General features: G+C 66.9%; 26 protein-coding genes and 1 tRNA gene. 14 read left to right on the top strand and 13 right to left on the bottom strand.

The genetic code is table 11. The features are described 5' to 3' along the window. Positions 1-325 precede the first annotated feature (325 nt). The gene (locus tag ACP7AR_RS00605) at positions 326-1,027 is read right to left on the bottom strand and encodes a metal-dependent transcriptional regulator (protein ID WP_426181399.1); all 702 of its coding nucleotides are present in this window, start codon (positions 1,025-1,027) and stop codon (positions 326-328) included. Positions 1,028-1,129: 102 nt separating this feature from the next. On the opposite strand from ACP7AR_RS00605, the gene serC reads away from it, so the two are divergent. Further along, complete coding sequence (serC, locus tag ACP7AR_RS00600; RefSeq protein WP_426181396.1) at positions 1,130-2,242, top strand: phosphoserine transaminase; 1,113 nt, start codon at positions 1,130-1,132, stop codon at positions 2,240-2,242. A gap of 21 nt (positions 2,243-2,263) precedes the next feature. On the opposite strand, the gene ACP7AR_RS00595 is transcribed toward serC, so the two are convergent. After that, a complete protein-coding gene (locus ACP7AR_RS00595) occupies positions 2,264-2,872 on the bottom strand; it encodes a DUF3027 domain-containing protein (RefSeq protein WP_426181393.1) in 609 nt (202 codons plus the stop codon). Beyond that, positions 2,865-3,245 (bottom strand): cold-shock protein, encoded by a 381-nt coding sequence (locus ACP7AR_RS00590; protein WP_426181391.1) that lies wholly within the window; start codon positions 3,243-3,245, stop codon positions 2,865-2,867. The genes ACP7AR_RS00595 and ACP7AR_RS00590 overlap by 8 nt, the downstream gene beginning before the upstream one ends. Before the next feature lie 93 nt (positions 3,246-3,338). Between ACP7AR_RS00590 and ACP7AR_RS00585 the strand changes: the two genes are divergently transcribed. Genes ACP7AR_RS00585 through ACP7AR_RS00575 form a run of 3 tightly spaced genes read left to right on the top strand, consistent with a single transcriptional unit; the run spans position 3,339 to position 7,060 of the window. After that, on the top strand, positions 3,339-3,614 hold the full coding sequence (locus tag ACP7AR_RS00585) for a multidrug ABC transporter ATPase (RefSeq protein ID WP_426181388.1): 276 nt from the start codon (positions 3,339-3,341) through the stop codon (positions 3,612-3,614). Between the two features lie 2 nt (positions 3,615-3,616). Beyond that, a complete protein-coding gene (locus ACP7AR_RS00580) occupies positions 3,617-5,389 on the top strand; it encodes a helicase-associated domain-containing protein (protein ID WP_426181386.1) in 1,773 nt (590 codons plus the stop codon). A 27-nt stretch (positions 5,390-5,416) separates the two neighbouring features. Continuing rightward, a complete protein-coding gene (locus ACP7AR_RS00575; protein ID WP_426181383.1) occupies positions 5,417-7,060 on the top strand; it encodes a DNA repair helicase XPB in 1,644 nt (547 codons plus the stop codon). A 6-nt stretch (positions 7,061-7,066) separates the two neighbouring features. Here the strand turns inward: ACP7AR_RS00575 and ACP7AR_RS00570 are convergent, their stop codons facing one another. Beyond that, entirely contained in the window at positions 7,067-7,969 is a 903-nt protein-coding gene (locus ACP7AR_RS00570; protein ID WP_426181381.1) for an alpha/beta fold hydrolase, read from the bottom strand. A 108-nt stretch (positions 7,970-8,077) separates the two neighbouring features. On the opposite strand from ACP7AR_RS00570, the gene ACP7AR_RS00565 reads away from it, so the two are divergent. The 4 genes from ACP7AR_RS00565 to ACP7AR_RS00550 all read left to right on the top strand — a co-directional run bounded on the left by ACP7AR_RS00565 (position 8,078) and on the right by ACP7AR_RS00550 (position 11,505). Continuing rightward, entirely contained in the window at positions 8,078-8,629 is a 552-nt protein-coding gene (locus ACP7AR_RS00565) for a TetR/AcrR family transcriptional regulator (protein ID WP_426181378.1), read from the top strand. 57 nt (positions 8,630-8,686) lie between these two features. Next, on the top strand, positions 8,687-9,373 hold the full coding sequence (locus ACP7AR_RS00560; protein WP_033106665.1) for a response regulator transcription factor: 687 nt from the start codon (positions 8,687-8,689) through the stop codon (positions 9,371-9,373). 18 nt (positions 9,374-9,391) lie between these two features. Beyond that, a complete protein-coding gene (locus tag ACP7AR_RS00555) occupies positions 9,392-11,107 on the top strand; it encodes an ATP-binding protein (RefSeq protein WP_426181376.1) in 1,716 nt (571 codons plus the stop codon). 110 nt (positions 11,108-11,217) lie between these two features. Next, complete coding sequence (locus tag ACP7AR_RS00550; RefSeq protein ID WP_259063832.1) at positions 11,218-11,505, top strand: WXG100 family type VII secretion target; 288 nt, start codon at positions 11,218-11,220, stop codon at positions 11,503-11,505. A gap of 81 nt (positions 11,506-11,586) precedes the next feature. Here the strand turns inward: ACP7AR_RS00550 and groL are convergent, their stop codons facing one another. The 4 genes from groL to ACP7AR_RS00530 all read right to left on the bottom strand — a co-directional run bounded on the left by groL (position 11,587) and on the right by ACP7AR_RS00530 (position 15,212). Next, on the bottom strand, positions 11,587-13,206 hold the full coding sequence (gene groL, locus ACP7AR_RS00545) for a chaperonin GroEL (RefSeq protein ID WP_259063833.1): 1,620 nt from the start codon (positions 13,204-13,206) through the stop codon (positions 11,587-11,589). 111 nt (positions 13,207-13,317) lie between these two features. Beyond that, entirely contained in the window at positions 13,318-13,809 is a 492-nt protein-coding gene (locus ACP7AR_RS00540) for a LytR C-terminal domain-containing protein (protein WP_426181373.1), read from the bottom strand. A 143-nt stretch (positions 13,810-13,952) separates the two neighbouring features. Continuing rightward, entirely contained in the window at positions 13,953-14,210 is a 258-nt protein-coding gene (locus ACP7AR_RS00535) for a DUF3263 domain-containing protein (RefSeq protein ID WP_426181370.1), read from the bottom strand. 9 nt (positions 14,211-14,219) lie between these two features. Beyond that, the gene (locus ACP7AR_RS00530) at positions 14,220-15,212 is read right to left on the bottom strand and encodes a DUF2332 family protein (protein WP_426181368.1); all 993 of its coding nucleotides are present in this window, start codon (positions 15,210-15,212) and stop codon (positions 14,220-14,222) included. Between the two features lie 85 nt (positions 15,213-15,297). Between ACP7AR_RS00530 and msrB the strand changes: the two genes are divergently transcribed. Beyond that, positions 15,298-15,708: a peptide-methionine (R)-S-oxide reductase MsrB gene (msrB, locus tag ACP7AR_RS00525; RefSeq protein ID WP_426181365.1), complete on the top strand. Its 411-nt coding sequence runs from the start codon at positions 15,298-15,300 to the stop codon at positions 15,706-15,708. Then, the gene (locus ACP7AR_RS00520; protein WP_426181362.1) at positions 15,705-16,268 is read left to right on the top strand and encodes a nitroreductase family protein; all 564 of its coding nucleotides are present in this window, start codon (positions 15,705-15,707) and stop codon (positions 16,266-16,268) included. The genes msrB and ACP7AR_RS00520 overlap by 4 nt, the downstream gene beginning before the upstream one ends. Here ACP7AR_RS00520 and ACP7AR_RS00515 read toward each other — a convergent pair whose 3' ends face one another. After that, the gene (locus ACP7AR_RS00515; protein ID WP_426187553.1) at positions 16,269-17,183 is read right to left on the bottom strand and encodes a DMT family transporter; all 915 of its coding nucleotides are present in this window, start codon (positions 17,181-17,183) and stop codon (positions 16,269-16,271) included. It lies immediately after the preceding gene. An 87-nt stretch (positions 17,184-17,270) separates the two neighbouring features. Here ACP7AR_RS00515 and ACP7AR_RS00510 point away from each other — a divergent pair, with 87 nt between their 5' ends. Beyond that, a complete protein-coding gene (locus ACP7AR_RS00510; RefSeq protein WP_426181359.1) occupies positions 17,271-17,897 on the top strand; it encodes an SOS response-associated peptidase family protein in 627 nt (208 codons plus the stop codon). Between the two features lie 16 nt (positions 17,898-17,913). On the opposite strand, the gene ACP7AR_RS00505 is transcribed toward ACP7AR_RS00510, so the two are convergent. Continuing rightward, entirely contained in the window at positions 17,914-18,639 is a 726-nt protein-coding gene (locus tag ACP7AR_RS00505) for a tyrosine-protein phosphatase (protein WP_426181357.1), read from the bottom strand. A 67-nt stretch (positions 18,640-18,706) separates the two neighbouring features. Here ACP7AR_RS00505 and ACP7AR_RS00500 point away from each other — a divergent pair, with 67 nt between their 5' ends. Continuing rightward, complete coding sequence (locus ACP7AR_RS00500) at positions 18,707-19,012, top strand: hypothetical protein (protein ID WP_426181354.1); 306 nt, start codon at positions 18,707-18,709, stop codon at positions 19,010-19,012. A 32-nt stretch (positions 19,013-19,044) separates the two neighbouring features. Here ACP7AR_RS00500 and ACP7AR_RS00495 read toward each other — a convergent pair whose 3' ends face one another. From ACP7AR_RS00495 to ACP7AR_RS00485, 3 genes are all read right to left on the bottom strand, one after another. Further along, positions 19,045-20,031 carry an aldo/keto reductase gene (locus ACP7AR_RS00495; RefSeq protein WP_426181352.1) on the bottom strand — a complete coding sequence of 329 codons (987 nt, stop codon included), beginning with the start codon at positions 20,029-20,031 and terminating at the stop codon, positions 19,045-19,047. A 58-nt stretch (positions 20,032-20,089) separates the two neighbouring features. Further along, positions 20,090-20,162, bottom strand: a tRNA-Thr gene (locus tag ACP7AR_RS00490). A gap of 45 nt (positions 20,163-20,207) precedes the next feature. After that, positions 20,208-21,164 (bottom strand): DsbA family protein, encoded by a 957-nt coding sequence (locus ACP7AR_RS00485; RefSeq protein WP_426181349.1) that lies wholly within the window; start codon positions 21,162-21,164, stop codon positions 20,208-20,210. 216 nt (positions 21,165-21,380) lie between these two features. Here ACP7AR_RS00485 and ACP7AR_RS00480 point away from each other — a divergent pair, with 216 nt between their 5' ends. Continuing rightward, positions 21,381-22,487 carry an ABC transporter ATP-binding protein gene (locus tag ACP7AR_RS00480; protein ID WP_426181347.1) on the top strand — a complete coding sequence of 369 codons (1,107 nt, stop codon included), beginning with the start codon at positions 21,381-21,383 and terminating at the stop codon, positions 22,485-22,487. A gap of 67 nt (positions 22,488-22,554) precedes the next feature. Beyond that, on the top strand, positions 22,555-23,856 hold the full coding sequence (locus tag ACP7AR_RS00475; RefSeq protein WP_426181344.1) for a DUF4032 domain-containing protein: 1,302 nt from the start codon (positions 22,555-22,557) through the stop codon (positions 23,854-23,856). Positions 23,857-23,859: the final 3 nt, after the last annotated feature.

The raw sequence follows: 23,859 nt of genomic DNA, 5'->3' as shown, positions 1-23,859 counted from the left end.
CACGGGGTGCAGCAGCACGACTTCGCTTCAGAGACTTTTCAGATGTGTTCGCGGTCGGTTCGATGTCTGCGGCCAAAAGGGAATCCTCCAGTGCCTCGGCGCTCGGGTGCGCTGGCTCGTCTTCACTCTGCTACTCGTGCCACCTGCGCGGTGACATTCTGTGCGGATTGTCCGCGGAGAGGACGAGCCGGTGAGGCGATCTTCGCGGGAATGCCATCAGCGGGCTTCTTCACTGACGACCTGTCCGAGGTTACCGGAAGATAACGATCCTGTCACCCTGAGACACTGGCAATCCCCCGAAAGAGCACGAATCAGCTCACGCACTTCACGCGGGCTCGCCCACCAGGAAGATGTGCGAAGCGAGTTCCACCGGCAGTTCAAGCCCCTCATCCACGCCGTCCATCTGGATCAGCACGTAGCCCTCGTTGTAGCGATAGTTCCCCCGCGCGCCAGGCACCACACCGGCATCGCGGAGCTGCTCGAGCAGCTCAGGGTCGACCTGCGCTGGCTCGGCGAGGCGGCGAACGGTTCCCTCGATCGGCTCGTTCGCGGCGTTGAGCTTCTTCACGAGGCCGATCACGCCCTCGTCGAACGTGCGCGCGGGAATATCGCCCAGCTGGTCAAGACCCGGGATCGGGTTGCCGTACGGCGACTCAGTTGGGTGGCCGAGCAGCTCGACGAGCCGGCGCTCCACCTGCTCGCTCATGACGTGTTCCCAGCGGCATGCCTCTTCATGCACGAAAGCCCAGTCGAGCCCGATCACATCCGAGAGCAGCCGCTCTGCCAGACGGTGCTTGCGCATCACATCGACGGCCTTGCGGCGGCCGGCGTCAGTGAGCTCGAGCGTCCGGTCCTCGGAGACCACGACGAGACCGTCGCGCTCCATCCGGCCGACCGTCTGCGAGACCGTGGGTCCGGAGTGACCGAGCCGCTCGGAGATGCGCGCGCGCAGCGGAACGATGTTCTCCTCTTCAAGTTCGAGGATGGTTCGGAGATACATCTCCGTGGTGTCGATCAAGTCCGTCATTAGGCCCTCCGGGTCTTCTTAGGTAAGCCTACATTCTCGCGTGGGCAGCGGAGCGGGTCACACGGGGAATCGACTGCACACTCGCGGCCCTAGAATCGACGCATGGCGATCGAGATTCCCCGTGACCTCCTGCCCGTCGACGGCCGCTTCGGCTGCGGCCCCTCCAAGGTGCGCGCAGCGCAGCTTGAGGCGCTGGTCACCTCTGGGGCGAGCATCCTCGGTACCTCGCATCGTCAGGCGCCGGTCAAGAATCTCGTCGGCAGCGTTCGCGAACAATTCGCGAGCCTGTTCCGCGTTCCCGACGGGTACGAGATCGTGCTCGGAAACGGCGGGTCGACCGCGTTCTGGGATGCCGCAGCCTTCGGCCTCATCGAACGTCGCAGCCAGAACCTCACCTTCGGCGAGTTCGGCGGCAAGTTCGCCAAGGCCGCCGGTGCACCATGGCTCGATGCGCCGGACGTCCGCAAGGCGGAGCCCGGATCGCTTGTCGCCGCCGAGATCGTCGACGGCGTCGACGTGTACGCGTGGCCGCACAACGAGACCTCGACAGGCGTCGCGGCTCCCATCGAGCGGGTCGACGCCGACGGCGCGCTCACGGTGATCGATGCGACCAGCGCCGCCGGTGGCATCGACATCGACGTGAGCCAGGCCGACGTGTACTACTTCGCCCCGCAGAAGAACCTCGGCTCTGACGGCGGGCTCTGGTTCGCGGCGGTGTCGCCGGCCGCCATCGAACGGATCGAGCGGATCGCGGCATCCGATCGTTACATCCCCGAGTTCCTCAGCCTGAAGAACGCGGTCGACAACTCGCGCCTGAACCAGACGCTGAACACTCCGGCGATCGCTACCCTGCATCTGCTCGAAAGCCAGCTGAAGTGGATCAATGAGAGCGGCGGGCTCGCCTGGGCGGGTGCTCGCACCGCGGAGTCTTCGCAGGCACTGTACGACTGGGCAGAAGCCTCCGCCGTCGCGACCCCGTTCGTCGCCGACCCGGCGCACCGCTCCCCCGTCGTCGTCACGATCGACTTCGACGAGAGCATCGACGCGGCCGGCATCGCCAAGACGCTGCGCGCCAACGGCATCGTCGACACCGAGCCGTACCGAAAGCTGGGTCGCAATCAGCTGCGCGTGGCGACGTTCGTGTCGATCGAGCCAGATGACGTGCGCCAGCTCATCCGCTCGATCGACTTCGTCCTGGAGAACGGCCAGGCCTAGGTTCAGCCGACCGCGGGAGGATCACTCCTCCTCGTCGGACTCCGCGTCGTCGTCGTCAGACTCATCGTCGTCATCGGCCGACTCATCGAGCTCGTCGATGTCGACGCCGTCGAGGTCGCCCGCGTGCAGCGTGCGCGGCTCTGACGGATCGCCGTCCTCGTCCTCATCGTCGTCGTCGAGGTCGTCATCGACGTCCTCGTCGAAGTCGTCGTCGTCAGCGTCGTCGTCGTCGTCAGCGTCGTCGTCGTCAGCACCCGTACCGGCGACTGCGGGATCCCCGGACTCGGCCGCATCGGCCGCGGCCTGCTCGGCGAGTTCGACCTGGTGCGCGCGATACTCGGCCAGGCGCTCTGCCCACGGCACCCACTCCGGCGCGAGAAGCGCCCCGTCGGTCGGCATCAGTTCCACCTCGAGCACGGTCGGTTCGGCGTCCTCGACGCGAGCGACTGTCACCGTCCAGTACCAGCCCGGGTATCCGGGCAGGCGATTCTCGAAGCGCAACGACACTGACCCGTCGTCCTCGACGATGTACCCTGCGGCTGGTCCGACCGTCGAGGCAGGAGTGATCTCGTGCAGCGCTGCGAGCGCGAGATCGTGCGCGCCGATCAGACGTGCGTCGGCATCAGGCATCCAGGTCCTCAGCAACCTTGCGCAGCATCGCCGCGATCTTGCGTCCGTGGCTCGATGCCGGATAACGACCGCGACGCAGATCGCCTCCGATGCCGTCGAGAAGCTTGACGAGGTCCTCGATGATGATCGCCATGTCGTCCGCGGGCTTGCGCTTCGCCTTGGCGAGGCTGACCGGGGCTTCGAGCACCCGCACCGACAGTGCCTGCAGACCGCGTTTGCCGTCGGCGACGCCGAACTCGACGCGGGCTCCTTGCTTGACCGTCGCGCCTGCGGGCAGAGCGGAGGCGTGGAGGAAGACGTCCTGGCCGTCATCGCTGGCGATGAAGCCGAAGCCCTTCTCGTCGTCGTAGAACCTGACCTTGCCGGTGGGCATGGAGTACCTCGCTGTGTGATGGTGCGGAAAGAAGGCGCGCGCATGCGCGCCCACCCCCAGCCTACCGGTGTTCGAGGGACTAGGCTGAGACGAATGAGCACGCAGAATTCCGGACCGGACGTTCCCGTCCGCCGCCTGGATCGCATCCTTGCCTTCACGGCATTGACGCTCGCCGCACTCTCCGTCATCTGCTTCTTCGCGATCATCATCGGCAGCGCGGCCGGCATGACGCAGGAGTCCTTCGCCGAAGGTCTCTGGCCGATCGTCATCGCGATCCCGCCGTATGGCCTGCCGATCGCGTTCGCGATGATCATCGCACTGCTCGTGATGAGCTTCGTGAGGAAGGGACGCGCCGCCAAGCGCTCCTGAACATGAGCACGCATGCCCGCCCGCTCGCTGTGTGGTTGGCTGCTGCGAGCGATTCGCAGCTGTCCGCCCTCTTCGAGGCGCGCGGGGTGCGGCCTGATTCGTCGTGGTCCGACTTCTTCGACGCGGCGGAGGAACTCCTCGATACGGCATCCATCGAGCGGATGCTGCCGCGCCTGACCCTCCCGGAGGCCATCTCACTGCACCGCGCGGTCGCAGGGGCAGACAGCGATCGCGAAGATGTCCGCCTCGCCGACGACGGAGATCGCAGTGACGGATCGGCGGTGCTGATCGCACTCGCGCTGCTCCGGCCCGACGGCACCCCGTACCCACCGGTCATCGACGCCGTGAGCGCCAAGGATGTTCCCCCCGCACTGGCGCCGGAGTCAGCTGCGCCCGCATCGGAGCTCGCGGAGGCGCATGCCGCAGAGCGCGCGTTCACCAGCGTCGCATCCCTCGCCGATCTGCTCATGATGGCGAGGGAGACACCACTGGCACTGCTGACCAGCGGAAACCTCGCCGCCGGCGAGAAGCGGAGGCTGACGGATGCCGGCCTTCCCGTCGACATCGTGGACGCGCTCGTCGCCCTCGCGGCGAATGCCGGGCTCGTCACCACCGCTCATCGGCAGCTTCGCCTCACCCCGATCGGGGAGAGCTGGTTGCGGCTCACTGCGCCCGAACGATGGATGCGCCTCAGCGAGGCTTTCCGTGCGGCACTCCCCCGCGGTCTGCGCACCGCCGATGGCGGCTGGCTCCCGGTGCCGGCGTGGGAGCACCAGCATCCGTGGGACCCATCCTGGCGAGAACGCTGCGCCATGCTGCGCGACCGCGCGCGCCTGCTCGGCCTGATCGCCGACGGCGACAGCGAACCGGCCTGGGCGGTGCCGATCCGAGAAGGACACCGAGCCGAGATCGCCGCTCTGCAGCGATTGCTCCCGGCCGAGGTGGACCGGATATTCCTGCAGAACGACCTCTCAGCGATCGCCCCCGGCCCCCTCGCGCCCGCCCTCGACGTGCGATTGCGAGGGATCGCCGCCCGTGAGTCCGCGGCTCAGGCCTCGTCCTACCGGTTCACCGCCGAGTCCGTCTCACATGCCCTGGCGACCGGCGAGACGGCATCCTCGATCCTCGACTTCCTCGAGCAGCTCTCGCTGACAGGTATCCCTCAGCCGCTGGAGTACCTCGTCACGCAGACCGCCCAGCGACACGGACTCGTGCGCGTGTTCACCGACAAGGAGACCGAGCGCACGCGTGTCGCCAGCGACGATGCCACGCTGCTCGATGCGATGGGCGTCGATCAGTCGCTTCGTCCACTCGCGTTGTCGAGGGATGCTGCGGGGCTCACCTCCCGGGTCGGCCGCGACACGGTCTACTGGGCGCTGACGGATGCACGCTACCCCGCGACGATCGTCGGCGCCGACGGGAAACCGCAGGTCGTGGATCGTCATCCCGCTCCTGCGGCCGACCAGTCGACCGCACCGTCGTACGACGCCCTCATCGCAGGCCTGCGCGCACATCAGGGGCCGGATGCTGATGCCGCGTGGCTCGATCGGGAACTCGAGGCCGCGGTGCGCACCAAGGCCGTACTGCTCGTCGTGGTCGGCATGCCGGACGGGTCGACGCGAGAGCTGTTACTGGAGGCCAGCGGACTCGGTGGCGGCCGTCTGCGTGGCCGCGATCGCGCGGCCGATGTGGAGCGCACTCTCCCGGTCAAGAGCATCCGCTCCGCGCGCGTGTTCGACCCGTCCCTCGCGCCGCCCACGACGTCGAGCCCGTGACACCCGAGCGCGGTAGACTGGTCAGCTATGTCTGATGGCCCACTGATCGTCCAGAGCGACCGCACCGTCCTGCTCGAAGTCGCGCATGCGGATGCCGAGAGCGCCCGCCACGAATTGGCGATCTTCGCCGAGTTGGAGCGCGCGCCGGAGCACATCCACACGTACCGCATCACTCGGTTGGGCCTGTGGAACGCCCGCGCGGCAGGGCACACCGCCGAGGACATGCTGGAGACCCTCGATCGTTGGTCGCGCTTCCCCGTGCCGCCGTCGGTATCGGTCGATCTGCGTGAGACGGTGAACCGCTACGGCCGCCTGGTGATCGAACGCGACGAGGAAGGCGTGCTGATCCTGAGTGCGAGCGACCCGGCGGTGCTCGCCCAGGTCGCGAACAACAAGCGCATCCAGCCCCTCCTGATCGGGCACCCAGCGCCCGACCGCTACGCGGTCGATGCGTGGGCACGCGGCCAGATCAAGCAGGAGCTGCTGAAGATCGGCTGGCCGGCAGAGGATCTCGCCGGTTACACGCCGGGAACGCCGCATGAGATAGATCTCGCCGAGGACGGCTGGCATGTGCGGCCGTACCAGCAGGACGCCGTCAATGCGTTCTCGAAGGACGGCTCCGGCGTGGTGGTGCTGCCGTGTGGGGCAGGCAAGACGATCGTCGGCGCCGGCGCCATGGCGGCGACGAAGACGACGACCCTCATCCTGGTCACCAACACCGTGTCCGCCAGGCAGTGGCGCGATGAACTGCTCAAGCGCACCAGCCTGACGGCGGAGGAGATCGGCGAGTACTCCGGCCAGGTCAAGGAGGTCAAGCCGGTCACGATCGCGACCTACCAGATCCTGACGGCGAAGCGGAAGGGCGAATACGCGCATCTGGCGCTGCTGGATGCACTGGACTGGGGCCTCATCATCTATGACGAGGTGCATCTGCTGCCCGCGCCCGTGTTCAAGTTGACCGCAGATCTCCAGGCACGCCGGCGCATCGGCCTCACTGCGACCCTCGTCCGCGAGGACGGCAGGGAGGGCGACGTGTTCAGCCTGATCGGCCCCAAGCGGTTCGACGCGCCGTGGAAGCAGATCGAGGCCCAGGGCTTCATCTCCCCTGCCGCCTGCTACGAGGTGCGCGTCGACCTGCCCGCGTACGACCGCCTCGAGTACGCAGCGGCGACCGATGACGAGAGGTATCGGCTCGCGGCATCCGCTCCGGCGAAGATCGACGCGGTGCGCGAACTCATCGCGAAGCATCCGGGCGAACGCATCCTCGTGATCGGCCAGTACCTCGACCAGCTAGAGACGCTCTCAGATGCGCTGAACGCTCCGCAGATCACGGGAGCGACGCCCGTGGACGAGCGCGAAGAGCTGTACCGCCAGTTCCGCGAGGGCGAGATCGAGCTGCTCGTCGTGTCGAAGGTCGCGAACTTCTCGATCGACCTGCCGGAGGCATCAGTGGCGATCCAGGTGTCGGGTTCGTTCGGGTCCCGCCAGGAAGAGGCCCAGCGCCTCGGCAGGCTCCTGCGCCCGAAGGAGTCCGGTCACACGGCCAGCTTCTACACGCTGATCGCCCGTGACACCGTCGATCAGGACTACGCGCAGAACCGTCAGCGCTTCCTCGCCGAGCAGGGCTACAGCTACACGATCCTCGACGCGGACGCGCTCACTGCCGCCTGAGCCGTCTCACCCCTCGCGGGCGAACCAGTCCAGCGCGAGCGCGGTGACGGCATCCGGCGCATCGTCGGTGATGAAGTGCGCTGCGTCGTCGACGAAAGCGAGCTCGAAGCGATCTGCGTGCTTCTCGTGATATCGGCAGACACGGCGCACCGTGTCCTCGGTGAACGGCCAATCGCTGCGTCCGAACACGACGAGCGTCGAGGGATGCAGCCGCATTCGCTTGTACACCCCGCCCACCAGACGGAACGAGACAGCCATGACCATGCCGCGGTACAACGCCCGCACGGCCTGCTCGAGCTCGGGCCGCTGGTGCGGCCGCAGGTACGCCTCGATCGCCTGCTCCGACAGCGGCCGGGCCATGTAGCGCGGGCTGAAGAGGTAGCGCAGTGATCGGCCAGGGCGATGCATCAACAGCTTGGGCATGTGCTCGAAGGCGCGCATCACCTTCGGCGAGAACTCCATGAACCCCGGAGGCACCGCGAGTGTGACCATCGTCCGCACCCGCTCCGGGTGCCGATAGGAGAGTTGCATCCCGGAGATCGCACCCATGTCGTGACAGACGAAGTGCGCCCGCTGGACGCCGAGCACGTCGAGCACGACCTCGATGTCGTCGACCTGCGACTCGGGGCCGAATCGCGGATCCGCCGCCTCCGTCCAGCCCGAGCCGCGCAAGTCAGGGCAGATCACACGATACCCGTGCGCGGCGATCGCCGGCGCGATCACTCGCCACTGCCACCAGTGCTCCGGGAAACCATGCAGCATCACCACCGGATCCCCGTGCCCGATGGACGCGACATGCGTACGCAGACCCGGAGTCTCGATCATCGCGTGCTCGAAGCCATCGGCCTCGGGAAGCGGTGGCGACCAGGCCCCTCGAAGCGATTCCTGCGGGGATGCCGGTGTGTCCATGAGGAGACCTCCAAGTCGCTGTTTTTCCGGGTCGACTCGGCCCTGTTCCGACTTTACTACGTTCATAGTATATTTGCCACTAGAAATGTAGTGGCCTACGCTCGGGTCATGAGCAGCACCAGACATCGCGCCCTGGATGCCGCCGTGATCCTCATCGGCACGGAGGGGATCCGCGCGCTCACGCATGGGCGAGTGGATGCCGCGGCGTCTCTCCCGCCCGGCTCCACCTCCAACCATTTCCGCACGCGCGCCGCTCTGCTGGCCGGAGTGATCGATTGGATAGCCGAGAGCGAGCGCGCCGAGGGCGGCTTCCCCGGGCCGATCACCACGGAGCAGGGTCTGACGGACATGCTCACGCAGATGATGGAGATCGAGTCCGGTCCCAGAGCAGCTCGCACCCGCGCCCGGTACGCACTCTTCCTCGAGGCCGTCGACGACGAAACCGTGGCGCCTTTGCGTCGCCAGCGCCGGATCTTCGAGGAGTGGACGCGCTCGCTGCTCTCGGCCATCGGCGGGCAAGAGGCGGGCGAACGCGCACCGCTGCTCATGGCCGCGTGCGACGGCCTCCTGCTGCACAGGATCACCGTCGATCCGGATGCTCCGGTCGAAGCATCCATCACCGTCGCCGTCGCCGCGGCGGTGCACGGGCCAGCCTCGTGAACCGCCGCTCCGGCAAATGATCAGCCACTGCATCAGCGAAGTCACCATAATGGGGACATGACTGATGCGCGCATCCTGGTCGTCGACGACGAGCCGAACATCCGCGACCTGCTTTCCACGGGTCTCAGCTTCGCCGGATTTCAGGTGAAGACGGTCGCCAACGGCGCCGCAACGATCTCCGCAGTGCTCGAGGAGGAACCCGACCTCATCATCCTCGATGTGATGCTGCCCGACATGAACGGGTTCAGTGTGACCAAGCGCCTCCGCGGCGCGGGTTTCACCGCACCGATCCTGTTCCTCACAGCGAAGGACGACACGCAGGACAAGATCGAGGGCCTCAACGCCGGTGGCGACGACTATGTCACCAAGCCGTTCGCGCTCGATGAGATCGTCGCCCGCGCCCAGGCCATCCTCCGCCGCACCATGCAGGCCGACGAGGAGTCGATCATCCGCGCCGGCGAACTGTCGATGGATCAGGACACTCACGATGTGTTCGTCGGCAAGGAGCCGATCGAACTCAGCCCGACCGAGTTCAAGCTGCTGCGCTACCTCATGCTGAACCCGAACCGTGTCCTGTCGAAGGCACAGATCCTCGACCACGTCTGGGAGTACGACTTCAACGGCGATGCGGGCATCGTGGAGAGCTACATCTCGTACCTGCGTCGCAAGATCGACCCGCACACGGAAGAGTCCGTCATCCAGACCAAGCGCGGCTTCGGCTACATGCTGAAGGTGGGGAAATAACCCTCGAAGGGGAGCCGCATGGGGCACCAGCCTGACGCCGTCACCGGCTGGTGGCGGCGGATCAGTCTTCGCGCGAAGGTCACCGGCGTCACCGTCGCCGTGCTCGCACTGGGCCTCGTCGTCGCCGGGATCGGCACCGTCCCGCTTCTGCGCAACTCCCTGATCGACAACATCGACGCGCAGCTTCCGTCTCTCGTGACGAGCGACCTGACCAGTCGCTGGTTCGACATGGATGTGGTCGACGGCAACCTCGAGCTCTCCCCCTCGGAGAACGCCCCCCGCTCATCCGAGTACTTCTTCGCGGTGTACGCCGCCGACGGCACACTGCTCGCCGAGGCCGGTGGCGGGACTGATGCCACGGCTCCGGAGTTCCCGGAGACGATGACGATCGCGCAGGCCCACGCCCTGGAAGAGGTGAAGGCCATCCCGCTGCAGGGCGAGGACGGCAGCGCCTTCCACGGCTCGGTCGTGGTCAGTGACGGTCCCAGCGGCACGCTGTACGTGCAGTACGTCGCCCTCCCCCTCGAAGAGGCCGATCGCATCATCGCCACCTACTTCGGTGTGTACACGACGGTCGCCCTGGTGACGATCCTGATCGCGGCACTGTTGATCCGCGGCCTCGTCACCCTCACGTTCCGTCGCCTCAGCCAGGTGGAATCCACCGCCATGCTGATCGCCTCCGGCGATTTCAGTCAGCGACTCACGGACCTCGAGCCCACCACCGAGGTCGGACGCCTCAATTTCGCGATCAACACCATGCTCGAGCGCATAGACCAGTCCATCGCCCAGCGAGATCGCACCGTCCAGCACATGCGCCGCTTCATCGGCGATGCGAGCCACGAGCTGCGTACCCCCCTCGTGAGCGTCCGCGGCTATGCAGAGCTCTATCGGATGGGCGCCATCCGCGGTGAGGAGGACACGGCAAGGGCCATGGAGCGCATCGAGAAGGAGGCGATCCGGATGGGTGTGCTCGTGGAGGACCTGCTCGCGCTCGCCCGCCTCGACGAGGAACGCGAACCGGAGATCGCGCCGCTCGACCTGCGACCCGTCGCCAGGGACGCCGCACTCGATGTGCGCGCTGCCGCTCCAGGTCGCACCATCACCGTCGTCGACAGGACGGCCGATGCGGTCACCAGCGCCCCCCAGCGCCCGCAGCCTCCGGATCCGGACACGACGAGCACCCCGACGACCGGCAGGAACCGTACCGGGGCTCTCGCACGGCTGCGTCGTCGATCGCGGAACACCGAGACCGGGCGGCCGGAGATCGACTTCACCGAGGCTCAGGACACGCCAGTGCGCACGCCGCCGATCGTCCTCGGCGAAGAGAACAAAGTGCGTCAGGTAGTTGCGAACCTGCTGGGCAACGCCCGCCGGTTCTCCAGCGAGGACAGCCCGATCGAGCTCGTCGTCGACTCCGATCGCTCTGCCGGCACCGGTAGCATCTCGATCGTCGATCATGGCGACGGCATCCCGCCGCAGATCCGCGAGCAGATCTTCGAGCGGTTCTGGCGGGCGGACACCTCGCGCGCGCGGGAGACCGGCGGATCAGGGCTCGGTCTGGCGATCGTCGCATCGATCGTGTCCGCGCTGCACGGCACGGTGCGGGTGGATGAGACCCCCGGCGGCGGCGCGACGTTCACGGTGACGCTCCCCCTCGCGCCGGCGCACGCCACCCCGGAGCATCTGCTGGAGGACACGCAGCCGATCGAGCATCTCGATCTCGACTCGCTCTGACCCCTCCTGCATATTCGGGAGATCGGCGAAGTCATCCACGGATGCCGTTTCGCGGCATCCGTGGACGCAGACGCGCTCGTATCGTCAGAGCTCCGATGAGAGGAGTTCCCATGTCCGTCTACACCGTCGACACCGAAGCGGTCTTCGCCGCCACAGGTGCCACCCGAGCAACCATGGAGAGGCTGCGCAGCGAATCGCTCGCGTTGAAGGCGCAGCTCACTCAACTGCAGTCGTCCTGGACCGGCACCGCATCGGTCGCATTCCAGGGGTGCAGCGACCAATGGAGCGCCGCGCAACTGCACGTCGAGCAGGTGCTGGAATCGATCAGCGCAGCCCTCGGCTCCGCTGCGACGCAGTACTCGGATGCAGATCAGTACTCGGCCAGTCTGTTCCGCTGACGCAGAGCCTGTTCCGTCACCCCCCACGGAACGCAGAAACGCCCCGGCCGAGGCCGGGGCGTTTCTGTCAGCGTCGTGGACTCAGAAGTCCATGCCACCCGTCGGGTCGCCTGCCGGAGCAGCGGCCTTCTCGGGCTTGTCGGCGACGACGACCTCAGTGGTGAGGAAGAGGCCAGCGATCGAGGCTGCGTTCTGCAGAGCCGAGCGCGTGACCTTGGCCGGGTCGATGATGCCGGCCGCGAACATCTCCACGTACTCACCGGTCGCGGCGTTGAGGCCGTGACCGCTGGTCAGCTCGGAGACCTTGTGAGCGACGACACCGGGCTCGAGACCGGCGTTGAGCGCGATCTGCTTGAGCGGAGCCGAGATGGCGACGCGAACGATGTTCGCACCGGTCGCCTCGTCACCCGTGAGCTCAAGAGCGTCGAGAGCCTTCGTGCCGGCCTGGATGAGTGCGACTCCACCACCGGGGACGATGCCCTCTTCGACGGCTGCCTTCGCGTTGCGAACGGCGTCCTCGATGCGGTGCTTGCGCTCCTTGAGCTCGACCTCGGTCGCTGCACCCGCCTTGATGACGGCAACGCCGCCGGCGAGCTTGGCGAGACGCTCCTGGAGCTTCTCGCGGTCGTAGTCGCTGTCGGTGTTCTCGATCTCGCGGCGGATCTGCGTCACGCGACCCTCGATCTGGTCGGTCTCGCCAGCACCCTCGACGATGGTGGTCTCGTCCTTGGTGATGATGACCTTGCGCGCACGGCCCAGGAGGTCGAGCGTGGTGTTCTCGAGCTTGAGGCCGACCTCTTCGGTGATGACCTGACCACCGGTGAGGATCGCGATGTCCTGCAGCTGAGCCTTACGACGGTCGCCGAAGCCGGGAGCCTTGACGGCAGCCGACTTGAAGATGCCGCGGATCTTGTTCAGCACGAGAGTCGCAAGAGCCTCGCCCTCGACGTCCTCGGCGATGATGACGAGCTCCTTGCCGTCCTGGATCACCTTGTCGACGACGGGGAGAAGATCCTTGATGTTCGAGATCTTCGAGTTCGCGATGAGGATGTAGGGCTCCTCGAACACGGCCTCCTGGCGGTCTGCATCCGTCACGAAGTACGGGTTCAGGTAGCCCTTGTCGAAGCGCATGCCCTCGGTGAGCTCGAGCTCGGTGCCGAAGGTCTGCGACTCCTCGACGGTGACGACGCCTTCCTTGCCGACCTTGTCGATCGCCTCGGCGATGAGCTCGCCGATCTCGGTGTCGGCGGCGGAGATGGATGCCGTAGCGGCGATCTGCTCCTTGGAGTCGATCTCCTTGGCGCTGGCGAGCAGCTCCGCGGTGATGGCGGCGACGGCCTTCTCGATGCCGCGCTTGAGCGAGATCGGGTCGGCGCCGGCTGCGACGTTGCGCAGGCCCTCGCGAACGAGCGCCTGGGCGAGGACGGTCGCGGTGGTGGTTCCGTCACCTGCGACGTCGTCGGTCTTCTTGGCGACCTCCTTGACGAGCTCCGCGCCGATCTTCTCGTACGGGTCGTCCAGCTCGATCTCCTTGGCGATCGACACACCGTCGTTCGTGATCGTGGGGGCGCCCCACTTCTTCTCGAGCACGACGTTGCGACCGCGCGGGCCGAGGGTCACCTTGACAGCGTCGGCGAGGATGTTCAAGCCACGCTCGAGGCCGCGGCGGGCCTCCTCATCGAAAGCGATGATCTTTGCCATGAGTTTTGTCGTCCCTCCTGGACGTAGACGTTCTGATTAGCACTCAGGGTATGCGAGTGCTAACGCCCATTCTGGCACTCGACCCCATCGAGTGCAAGCCGCGAGCGACGTCTATTCCGAGGGAGTCTCTGCATCGTCGGGCGCCGCCGTCGAACGATCGGCCCCGATGACGATCACGAGCTGCTTCTGTTCAGGATCGTTCGGGTCTGCGTAGAAATCGTTCTGCGCGACCTCCGCGCCGCCGATGACGTCCGCGAGGCCGATCGCGGCCAGCTCATCCGCTTCGGAGACGTAGTAGACGGTCGTGTCCGCGAAGCCCTGCTCACCGGCCGGTCCATAGCTGACCGAATCAGCGTCCCAGCCGTTGTTGACGATGGTCTCCCGCATCTGCACGTCAAGGCCGTCCTCGCCGGTGGCGTTGAGCACGAGCACGGTGTAGCTCGTGTCGACGACGCCAGTGACCTCGGGGGTCGGCGCGATGCTCGGCTCCGCCGATGGGAACAGGTTGATGCGGCCCATCAGCACGAGGGCGACGAAGATGCCGACGACGATCAGGACGAGCGCCGCGACGAACGACCACAGCAGCACGGCCCAGCCGTTCATCCCCGGAGCTTCAGCGCGATGCGCTCCCACACGTCCGGAGGCATGGGCAACATCATCGAATCGATCTCTCACGGACTTGGACACCCGACGATGCTATCTGCCCGTCGCCGAGAATCCACTCACAGCCGATGCGCGCCGAGGCTTCAGCCGGCGAATCCGCGCATCCTGGACACCCGCTGAGCGGTCCTGCTCTCACGAAGCCGCCGGAGGCGACGCACGAGCAGCGGATCGTGCTCCAGCGCCTGCTCGGTGTCGATGAGGCGGCCGAGCAACTGGTAATAGCGCGCGGGGCTCATGCCGAGGGTGCTGCGGATCGCTTCTTCCTTCGCCCCGCCGTGGCGCGGCCAACGCGCCTCGAGCGTGAGGATCGCGCGGTCGCGATCGGTGAGGTCTCCGAGCATGCGTCCAGGCTAAGCGCGAAGGTCGCCCGCGGCGGTGCGCCACTCCCACCATTGCCCCAATGGGTCGGCAGCCGCACGTACCCCGCCATCGAGCGCGACCACGAACGACGGCCAGGTCTCGGCATCCACCGGTGGACGCCATGCCTCGTGCAGCGACGGGGAGTCGATCGTGATCCACCGGGCAGGCAGTGCCTGCACCTGCGCGATGAGAGCCTGCCGTGCTGCCCACGGGATGTGGGCGAGCACTCCAGGCGTCGTGATCACGAGAGTCGCGTCGCGGGGTGCGGATGCCGCGACCGATGCGAGCCGCGCACCGGCGTCACCGCGCACGAGCAGCGGCGGGTCAGCGGCGGCCACATCGAGAGCGGTCATGATGCGATCCTCCCTCCCCGCTTCCCCGGGCCAGACGAGACCCCGCAGCCAGGCTCGGTCGCCCGGATCCCGCGCGTCGAGCGGATCAAGGTCGATGCCGGCTCGCCAGACGACCTGCGGCATCCTGAGTCGTGGAATCCTGCCTCGCACCTCGCTCGTCAGCACGACCTCCGACGGTCCGTCATCCGGGTCGAGTGCCGCGCGCAGCGCGCCGCCCTCGTCGACGAAACGATACGAATAGCGGTCGGGATACAGACACAGGCCAGCGGATGCTCCGATCTCCAGTAGCGCGATGGGGCCATCGATCTCTGAGAGCACAGGCAGCAGCGGTGCGAGCCGCAGCGGTTCGTTGGTCTGCAAGCGGCGGACAGTGCACTCGGCCACGACCTCGTCGGCGTGCGCGAGAAGGAAACTGCGCCACTGATCGAAGCCCGCAAGTGGAGCACCGAGCATCCGGGTCACAGCGAAGACGAGGGGCGGCTGCCGGTGCGTCGCGGGGATGCGCGCGAGCACCGCCTGCACGGCGGCATCGCGCTCGACACCGATCGCCCATTCCTCGTAGAGCACCGAGCGTCCTGGCGCCTCCTGCCTGGCGAAACGTCCGTAGCGTTCGCGCACAGCATCCGTCATGCCCTCATTCTCGCGCGAGAACTGACCCGCCTGCGACGCCGTGACCTCCTGGGAGGGGCAGAATGGAAGGGACTCAGGAGGCACCATGGACTACAGCGTGAAGAAGACCGAAGACGAGTGGCGCGCCGAACTCGGCGAGGAGCAGTATGCAGTGCTGCGCCAGTCCGCCACCGAGCGCGCGTGGACCGGTGAACTTCTCGACGAGGAGCGCGCCGGTCTCTACACATGCGGCGCGTGCGGTGTCGAGCTGTTCAAGAGCGGGACGAAGTTCGACTCCGGATGCGGGTGGCCGAGCTTCTACGAGTCGATCCGCCCCGACGCGGTGCAGCTCATCGAGGACAACACGCTGGGCATGCAGCGCACCGAGGTGCGCTGCGCGAACTGCGGCTCCCACCTCGGCCACGTGTTCCCGGACGGGTTCGGCACCCCGACGGGAGACCGCTACTGCATGAACTCTCTCGCCCTGAACTTCACCCCCGGCGACGCCGAGGCGTGAGCGCACTCGATGCCGTGAGGGCGCGGCATTCCTGGTCGAAGGTCACCGAGGTCGCCCCGACGCGTGAAGAGCTGCTGCCGCTGGTCGCCGCCGCTGGACGCGTCGCCGACCACTCATCGCTGCGTCCGTGGCGTCTGATCGAGCTGCGCGGTGATGATCGCATCACACTCGGCAAGGCGATGGCCAAGGCCCAGGGCGACAAGGAGCCGTCGTCCAAGCCGTTGCGCGCGCCTCTGCTCATCGCCGTGGTCGCGAGTTTCCGCAAGAGCGACAAGGTGCCGCGCTGGGAGCAGGAGGCCGTCGCCTCCGGTGTCGCGCACACGCTGAGCCTTCTGCTCGACGAGGCCGGCTGGGGTGTGCTCTGGCGCACCGGCGAGTACACGCGTTCCAAGGCGGTCGCGAAGGCACACGGCCTGAAGAAGGACGAGGAACTGCTCGGCTGGCTTTACGTCGGCGGCAAACCGGCCGGCAAGAAGCCGGGGCGTCGCAAGAGCGTCGATGCCAGAGCGATGCTGACGCGGATGCCTGCGAAGACCAAGAAGACGAAGAAGACGAAGTAGTCAGCGTCGCCGTCGGCGCCAGGGCAGCGCCACCACGACAGAGGCCACGGCGACGCTGACCATCAGTGCCAACTGCCAGGGCGCGGGGCCGGATGCCGGCGGCCACAGCAGATCGATGGCCACCGAGGTCGTCAACTGTCCGAGCACGGAACCGAGCCCGAGCAGCAGAACCCCGGTGTGCGCGACGATCGCCGCACCCAGCAGGATGTACGCGAAGCCGAGCAATCCGCCGAGGTACAGCCATGGCTCTGCCGGCAATGACTCGGGCATGCCGCGCACCGCGACGCTGATGGAGGCCGCGACGATCAGCACGGCGGTCCCGGTGAGGAAACTCATCAACGTCGCCGTCATGGGTGAGCTCACTCGCTGGGCGAGGCGTCCGTTCGCGGCCGCCTGCCACGCGATGCCGACGCCTGCCGCGAAAGGCAGCAGCAGGAGCCACAGCGGCGTGCTCGCGATGACGTCACCGCTGAGTGAGATCCCCACAGCGGCGAGAGCGAAGGCGCCGCCGAGCACGCGCCCCGGTGTCACCGCGACGACTCCGGCGGGCCCGAAGCCGATCCGGTCGAGCACCAGTCCGTGCACGGTCTGGCCTGCGACGACGCCGACCGTGAACAGCGAGACCCCGAGTACACCCGCGGTCACGCCCTGCGTCGAGACCGTGAGCGCTCCGCAGGCGCCGCCCAGCAGCATCCACGTCGGAATGGTGCGAGAGCGGACGCCGCGCCAGAGGCGTCCGGCACCAGCACGAGCCGACGGCAGGGCGATCGTGACGACGATCAGGACGACCAGCCCGGCCGCGAAGGAGACGAGTCCGGCGACGATGCCATCATCGATGCGCACGCCGAGCACGCCGTTGATGCGCGCTTGGACCGCCGTCATGGCGCCGATCGCGACAGCGCCGCCGAGCGCCACCGGCGCGGGAAGGGTCGCGGTCACCTGAGCACACTACCCGAGCAGCCACCCGTGCCCGAAGTCACAGGTCGGCGCTACTCTTGCGGCATGTGCGCGAGCTATGGATTGGATCCCCGTTTCACTGACGCCGAGCTGCTTGCCACGGCGGACGCGGATGTCATCGAGGGCCTGCGGAGCTGGGCCGAGAAGAACGCGGGCGAGACGCTGCGTCCTACCGGCAAGAACCTGCGCAACCTGAATCCGCTGCTGGTGCCGGAGGGCGAAGGCACTGTGCTCGAGCCGGCGTGGTGGGGTTACCTCGTGAACGGCGAACCGGCGAAGTTCCCCTCGATCAACACTCGCTCCGAACGCCTGCAGGAGCGTCCGGGTGGTCTGAAGACCCGCGCGATCGTGCCATCGACCGGGTGGTATGAGATGCAGAAGCCCGCCAGGGTCTGGCACGAGTTCGCCCTCGACAACCAGGCGCTCTTCGGCATGGCTGCCGTGACGCAGCGCGGTCGTACGCCGGAGGGAGAGTGGATCACGTGCTATTCGATCGTGATGGCGCCGGCCGCGGAGCACCTCAAAGAATTCCATGACCGGATGCCGGTGCTGATCCCGCCAGGACTGAGCCAGGAGTGGTTGACCGGGCCGCCAAGTCGAGAGCTGATCGACGAGGCGATCCTCGCCTCGGGTCAGCTGGCAGAACGGATCACGGTCTCGCCGCGCCCGTAGTCGGGCATGCCGCATGTCATTCGGAGACGTGGATGAGCTTTTTTCGCAGCCGATCGCGCACGCGTTCGTCGACACCGGCCTTCTGCAGATAGGCCAGGGCGCCGCCGTGCTCACGGTCGAGCCAGTCGAATGCGCCGCTCAACGCCGTGACAGGGGATCCTGCCAGCACCTCCACCAGGTTGTCCGTGATCGGCACGCGGAAGCGTCGCATCTTGCGCAGCATCCGCTCTGTCCACTCCCCCGACAGGTTCGCTGCCGTTGCCGCGTAATCGGTCAGGATGATGTCGCGGTCGATGTCGAGCGCCGTAAGGATGAGCGCCACTACGAGACCGGTGCGATCCTTGCCTGCCGTGCAGTGGACCAGGACGGGCGCATCCGTCGACGCGACTGTCCGGATGATGCGTCCGAGGTCGCCCTGATGACGGGTGAGCACCGTCTCGTACACCGTCTGCAAGGTCAGGGTGCGGGGATCGAACGTGCGCGGAGCACCATCGATGGGCACCGACACCCGCGTCGCACCCGTGCCACGCAGCCGGTCGCGGCCTCCGATTCGCCGGTCGAACGCCGAGCGCAGGTCGATGACCTGTCGGATGCCGAGTTGCCGCAGCTTCCTGCGCCCCTCACGGGTGAGCCGGTGCAGCGCGTCGGAGCGATACAGCGTGCCGGGTGTCAACACGCCAGGAGCGACCTCGCGGAAGTTGTGCGTGCCCGCCAGATCCAGGCGCGTGAGGGCGTCGTCCATGCGGTCATGCTATCCGCGGCGGGGCGGACCTCAGCTATCGTGAGGCTTCACACAAGGAGGAGTTCCCATGGGATCTGAACCGGGCGGCTCCCGCCCTCGTGCCCTGCGCGACGCGACAGCAGAGCCGCGCTTCGCCGCACGCTATGCGACGATCGACGAAGTCGCAGAGCTGCTCGGCGTGACACCGGTGTCGCTGCGCCAGACGATGCGCCGCCGTGACTCCGGTGACGCGTCATCCGCGAGCGACTCGTTCATCGACCCGATCGGGAACGTCTCGGGCTACCTGTGGGATCGTGACGACCTCACCCCGGAGGCGGTCGAGGCGTGGAACAATCGCCCGAGGCGCGGACGGAAGCCGAACAGCGCGCGGTAGCCGATCGCGCTCACTCCCGGAGCTTTCCGCCTCTACCAGGCGTATGCCTCTGGCGCTTGCCCACCGGGGCCCGGGAAGATCTCGTCGAGGCCCTGGAGGTCGTCCACGCTGAGCGTGATCTCCAATGCGGACACCGCCGACTCGAGCTGAGCGACAGTGCGTGGGCCGATGATGGGCCCGGTGACGCCTGGCTGGTGCAGCAACCAGGCAAGGCCCAGTGCAGAAGGCGTCCACCCGCGCTCCTGCGCGAAGAGCTCGTACGCGTCGAGCTGTTCTCGACGCTTCTCGCGTGCGGAGGCCACCCGATCCGCGTTGGAGCGGGCGTTCGCATCCGACGATCCGCCGCTCAGCAGGCCGCCGGCAAGCGGCGACCAGGGCAGGATGCCGAGTCCGTAGCTCTGCGCTGCGGGGATGACCTCGAGCTCGATCGAACGCTGAGTGAGGTTGTAGAGGGACTGCTCACTCACGAGACCCAGGAAATGACGCTGCTGCGCGATCTCGTTGGCCTGAGCGATGTTCCACGCCGCGAAGTTCGAGCTGCCGGTATAGACGACTTCGCCTCGAGCCACCAGCACCTCCATCGCCTGCCACAGCTCTTGCCAGGAGATGTGGCGGTCGATGTGGTGGAACTGGTAGAGGTCGATCCGGTCGGTCTGCAGCCGGCGCAACGAGGCGGCTGCTTCTCGGCGGACCTGCCACGCTGACGCACCACGCGCGTTGACGACGTCGCCATCATCGGTGGGGCTGACCATCGGTGAATGCACCTTCGTGGCGAGCACGATGTCATCGCGCACGCCGGGTCGGGCCGCGAACCATCGCCCGATGATCTCCTCGGTGGCGCCTCGCCCTGCGGAGCCCCCATAGGCGTTCGCCGTGTCGAAGAAGTTCACCCCCAGCTCAAGGGCGCGGTCCATGATCGCGAACGCATCCTCTTCCGAGGTGCGGTCACCGAAGTTCATGGTGCCGAGGACGATCCGTGAAACCGACGTGCCGGTGCGACCGAGATGCGTGTAGTCCATGGCCACGATCCTGGCACAACGCAAGAGTGCTGAGGCGGGAACGGTGTCATTCTTTCGGAGCCGACTACGGGATTCGAACCCGTGACATCCTGTTTACAAGACAGGTGCTCTACCAGCTGAGCTAAGTCGGCGAACGTGTCCAGTTTAGCGAGACCGGAGCACGTCTCTGAACCGGCCTAGGCTGCCGGGGTCTCAGACGCGGTGGGTGTGGGCGTCGGTGACGAGGAATCTTCCGTGTCGCTGGCCACTGTGAGCACGAACTGCGCGAACTCGACAGGGTCCTTCAGCGAGCCGACGTAGGCCTCGCCGTTCACGACGACCATCGGGGCGCTGGTCAGCACGAGGTCCTCTGAACCGACGAGCGGGCCCTCGAGTGCACGAGACGTCGCTTCCTTGGCCCAGGAGGCGTAGTCGCCGTTCTCGATGCAGTTGCGCACGACCTTGGCGTCGTCGACGCCGACCGCGATCGCCAGATCGGCGAGTTCGACGTCCGAGCGGCCGTCGGTGTCCATCTCAGGCTGGTCGACGAGCAGTTCGTGGTTGAACGGGTAGAACTGTGCCGGAGAGTGCGTCGCGACGCAGGCAGCTGCTGCCGCCGAGCGCAGCGAGTACTTCGTCCCGTTGGAACTGGCGGTGAGCATCGACACCGGGTGATAGGTGACCGTGACCGCGTCCTCGTTTATCCATCCGGCGAGCTGACGTGCGTTCGCCCGCTCGAAGTCGCCTGCGCCGGGTGAGAGGTAGTCGACGTAGATGTGCACGTCGACGGCGGCCGGCGATTCCGTGGGTTCCGGTGTCGGTTCGGCGGTCTCTCCTGCGCCACCACCCTCGGTCTCTTCCGGGGTTGGCGTCTCGGGCACGTCGTCGGCGCCGACACTGGGGGCCGTGTTCACGACGATGCCGTCGGCATCCATCCCAGTCGGGCTCAGCGTCGGCTTCGAGACCGAAGACGTGACAGCCATGGCCACGGCGGTGCCGATCGCCGCGACCGCGACGATGGCGACAGCGCCGACGATGATCCGTCGCATGATGCGCGCCCTCGACTGCTTGGCGTGCACCTTCTGTGCCTTCTCCCGTACCGCCTCACGCGAATTGCGAGGGGTGGGGACGTTCGGCGTTTCGTCGCTCGACATCGTTCCTCTTGAAAGTCTTGATGGGGACGGGCTCCCCGGCGTCCTCTTCACAAGCAGGACCGCATTCGATGTTAACCAGTCAGGCTGGGAAATACCCAGGTGCGGCCGCCCCGTGCCATACTTGACTCGGCCCGATGGCGGGCCACGGTGGCTCATACCCACCGCATCCATCACAACGGATCGTCCGGCACGTACCTGCCGGTGAAGGAGAAAACAATGGCATCTGTCACTTTCGATGCGGCGACGCGTCTTTACCCCGGCGGCACCCGCCCGGCAGTCGACAAGCTCGACCTCGAGGTCGCAGATGGCGAGTTCCTCGTCCTCGTCGGCCCTTCCGGCTGCGGTAAGTCCACTTCGCTTCGCATGCTCGCCGGCCTCGAAGAGGTCAACGACGGCCGCATCCTGATCGGTGACCGCGACGTCACCGACGTGCCGCCGAAGGACCGCGACATCGCGATGGTCTTCCAGAACTACGCGCTCTACCCGCACATGACAGTCGCTGAGAACATGGGCTTCGCCCTGAAGATCGCCGGCGTCAACAAGGAAGAGCGCGCAGCGCGCGTTCTCGAGGCCGCCAAGCTCCTCGACCTCGAGGAGTACCTGACCCGCAAGCCGAAGGCGCTCTCCGGTGGTCAGCGTCAGCGCGTCGCGATGGGTCGCGCGATCGTCCGCCAGCCGCAGGTGTTCCTCATGGACGAGCCGCTGTCGAACCTCGACGCGAAGCTCCGCGTGCAGACGCGCACGCAGATCGCATCGCTGCAGCGTCGCCTCGGCGTCACCACGGTCTACGTCACGCACGACCAGACCGAGGCGCTCACCATGGGTGACCGCATCGCCGTCCTCAAGGACGGTCTCCTGCAGCAGGTCGGCACGCCGCGCGACCTGTACGAGAAGCCGGAGAACGTGTTCGTCGCCGGATTCATCGGCTCGCCCGCCATGAACCTCTTCTCGGCAGACCTCGCCGAAGGCGGAGTCCGCTTCGGGTCCGAGGTCGTCCCGCTCGACCGCGACACGGTCGGTCGCGCGAACGGCAGCCAGGTCACGGTGGGCGTCCGCCCCGAGGACATCGTCGTCGGCCCCGCCGACGGCAAGGGCCTCTCGGTCACGGTGGACCTCGTCGAGGAGCTCGGTGCTGACGGTTACCTCTACGGTCACACCGAGATCAACGGTAAGCGCACCGACCTGGTCGCTCGCGTCGACGGCCGCAGCCACCCGAACGCCGGCGAGACGGTCACGCTCGCAGCATCCGCTGGCCACGTCCACGCGTTCGACATCGAGTCCGGTCTGCGTCTGAACGACAAGCCGGTCGTCTCGGCCTCGTAAGTTCCATCGCACACGGCGCGGGCTGACCTTCGGGTCACCCGCGCCGTGTCGTTTCCCCGGGAGCCACATGCAGGACGCACTGCGCATCACCGCCAGCAAGGTCAACCCTGAGCTGCTGTCCCTGCCCTGGTCGACGCCGCTCGCGAAATGGCCCTCCGAGCGCATCGTCTCGCTGCCGAAAGGTCTCTCCAGGCATCTGGTTCGGTTCGCCGATCTGTCTGGCCGGGTCGTCGCCGTCAAGGAGACCACAGCCGAGATGGCGCAGCGCGAATACGACATGCTCGGCAACCTCGCCAGGCTCGATGTACCGTGCGTCGACCGCGTCGCCGTGATCGCGGGGCGCTCCGATGCCGCAGGCACCCCGCTCCCGGCTGTGCTGGTGACATCGCATCTGCGCTTCTCGATGCCGTATCGGGCGCTCTTCACCCGCGTCCTGCGCCCCGATACCGCGACCCGCCTCGTCGACGCGCTGGCGCTGCTGCTCGTCCGTGTGCACAACGTCGGCTTCTACTGGGGCGATGTCTCCCTGTCGAACACGCTCTTCCGCCGCGACGCCGGTGCCTTCGCCGCCTATCTGGTGGATGCCGAGACCGGTGAACTGCACGAAGAGGGGCTCACCGAAGGGCAGCGCCTCTACGACCTGGATCTCGCCCGCACGAACATCGCCGGCGAGATCATGGACCTCGCCGCCGGTGGCCGCCTCGAGCACGGCGTGGATGCCGTCGCCATCGCGGACGGCATCGTGTCCTCGTACCACTCGCTGTGGGCTGCCCTCACCGCCGAGGAGTCGTTTTCGGCGAACGAGACATGGCGCATCACAGAACGCGTCGAACGATTGAACGCGCTCGGCTTCGACATCGATGAGATGTCGATGACGACGACCGGCGACGGCACCGTCGTCGAGATCCAGCCGAAGGTGGTGGATGCCGGTCATCACCAGCGCCGGCTCATCCGGCTCACAGGGCTCGACGTCGAGGAGAACCAGGCTCGAAGGCTGCTGAACGACCTCGACGAGTTCCGCGCACGCTCCAAGAAGGAGTGGGCGGATGAGGAGATGTACGCGCATGAGTGGCTCACCCGGGTGTTCGAGCCCGTGGTGCGTGCGATCCCCTACGAGCTGCGCGCCAAGCTCGAGCCGGCCGAGGTGTTCCACCAGGTGCTCGAGCACCGCTGGTACCTCTCACAGGCGAACGGACGATCCGTCCCGCTCGCCGAGGTGCTGACGTCGTACATCAACGATGTGCTGCGGCATCGCCGTGATGAGGCCACGATCATGGGGCCGCCGACTGAGACCATGTCCCTGCCGGTGGTGACCGGCGCTGTGGTCACCGAAGACACCGGTGAGGTCGACTGGCGAGACCTGGTCTGAGGA

The sequence above is a fragment of the Microbacterium sp. TWP3-1-2b2 genome (genome assembly GCF_049896145.1).
Classification (GTDB): Bacteria; Actinomycetota; Actinomycetes; order Actinomycetales; family Microbacteriaceae; genus Microbacterium.
The sequence above is the reverse complement of the archived record's forward strand: the minus strand, read 5'-3'. Positions and strand labels throughout refer to the sequence as shown.

What these genes read in the sequence shown, in the direction of transcription:
- ACP7AR_RS00530 (WP_426181368.1), bottom strand. Translation starts at nt 15,212, where the DNA reads ATGACGGATGCTGTGCGCGAACGCTACGGACGTTTCGCCAGGCAGGAG.
- ACP7AR_RS00570 (WP_426181381.1), bottom strand. Translation starts at nt 7,969, where the DNA reads ATGGACACACCGGCATCCCCGCAGGAATCGCTTCGAGGGGCCTGGTCG.
- ACP7AR_RS00550 (WP_259063832.1), top strand. Translation starts at nt 11,218, where the DNA reads ATGTCCGTCTACACCGTCGACACCGAAGCGGTCTTCGCCGCCACAGGT.
- ACP7AR_RS00565 (WP_426181378.1), top strand. Translation starts at nt 8,078, where the DNA reads ATGAGCAGCACCAGACATCGCGCCCTGGATGCCGCCGTGATCCTCATC.
- groL (WP_259063833.1), bottom strand. Translation starts at nt 13,206, where the DNA reads ATGGCAAAGATCATCGCTTTCGATGAGGAGGCCCGCCGCGGCCTCGAG.
- ACP7AR_RS00585 (WP_426181388.1), top strand. Translation starts at nt 3,339, where the DNA reads ATGAGCACGCAGAATTCCGGACCGGACGTTCCCGTCCGCCGCCTGGAT.
- ACP7AR_RS00560 (WP_033106665.1), top strand. Translation starts at nt 8,687, where the DNA reads ATGACTGATGCGCGCATCCTGGTCGTCGACGACGAGCCGAACATCCGC.
- ACP7AR_RS00510 (WP_426181359.1), top strand. Translation starts at nt 17,271, where the DNA reads ATGTGCGCGAGCTATGGATTGGATCCCCGTTTCACTGACGCCGAGCTG.
- ACP7AR_RS00505 (WP_426181357.1), bottom strand. Translation starts at nt 18,639, where the DNA reads ATGGACGACGCCCTCACGCGCCTGGATCTGGCGGGCACGCACAACTTC.
- serC (WP_426181396.1), top strand. Translation starts at nt 1,130, where the DNA reads ATGGCGATCGAGATTCCCCGTGACCTCCTGCCCGTCGACGGCCGCTTC.
- ACP7AR_RS00590 (WP_426181391.1), bottom strand. Translation starts at nt 3,245, where the DNA reads ATGCCCACCGGCAAGGTCAGGTTCTACGACGACGAGAAGGGCTTCGGC.
- msrB (WP_426181365.1), top strand. Translation starts at nt 15,298, where the DNA reads ATGGACTACAGCGTGAAGAAGACCGAAGACGAGTGGCGCGCCGAACTC.
- ACP7AR_RS00535 (WP_426181370.1), bottom strand. Translation starts at nt 14,210, where the DNA reads ATGCTCGGAGACCTCACCGATCGCGACCGCGCGATCCTCACGCTCGAG.
- ACP7AR_RS00580 (WP_426181386.1), top strand. Translation starts at nt 3,617, where the DNA reads ATGAGCACGCATGCCCGCCCGCTCGCTGTGTGGTTGGCTGCTGCGAGC.
- ACP7AR_RS00485 (WP_426181349.1), bottom strand. Translation starts at nt 21,164, where the DNA reads ATGTCGAGCGACGAAACGCCGAACGTCCCCACCCCTCGCAATTCGCGT.
- ACP7AR_RS00495 (WP_426181352.1), bottom strand. Translation starts at nt 20,031, where the DNA reads ATGGACTACACGCATCTCGGTCGCACCGGCACGTCGGTTTCACGGATC.
- ACP7AR_RS00575 (WP_426181383.1), top strand. Translation starts at nt 5,417, where the DNA reads ATGTCTGATGGCCCACTGATCGTCCAGAGCGACCGCACCGTCCTGCTC.
- ACP7AR_RS00500 (WP_426181354.1), top strand. Translation starts at nt 18,707, where the DNA reads ATGGGATCTGAACCGGGCGGCTCCCGCCCTCGTGCCCTGCGCGACGCG.
- ACP7AR_RS00595 (WP_426181393.1), bottom strand. Translation starts at nt 2,872, where the DNA reads ATGCCTGATGCCGACGCACGTCTGATCGGCGCGCACGATCTCGCGCTC.
- ACP7AR_RS00480 (WP_426181347.1), top strand. Translation starts at nt 21,381, where the DNA reads ATGGCATCTGTCACTTTCGATGCGGCGACGCGTCTTTACCCCGGCGGC.
- ACP7AR_RS00475 (WP_426181344.1), top strand. Translation starts at nt 22,555, where the DNA reads ATGCAGGACGCACTGCGCATCACCGCCAGCAAGGTCAACCCTGAGCTG.
- ACP7AR_RS00555 (WP_426181376.1), top strand. Translation starts at nt 9,392, where the DNA reads ATGGGGCACCAGCCTGACGCCGTCACCGGCTGGTGGCGGCGGATCAGT.
- ACP7AR_RS00540 (WP_426181373.1), bottom strand. Translation starts at nt 13,809, where the DNA reads ATGAACGGCTGGGCCGTGCTGCTGTGGTCGTTCGTCGCGGCGCTCGTC.
- ACP7AR_RS00605 (WP_426181399.1), bottom strand. Translation starts at nt 1,027, where the DNA reads ATGACGGACTTGATCGACACCACGGAGATGTATCTCCGAACCATCCTC.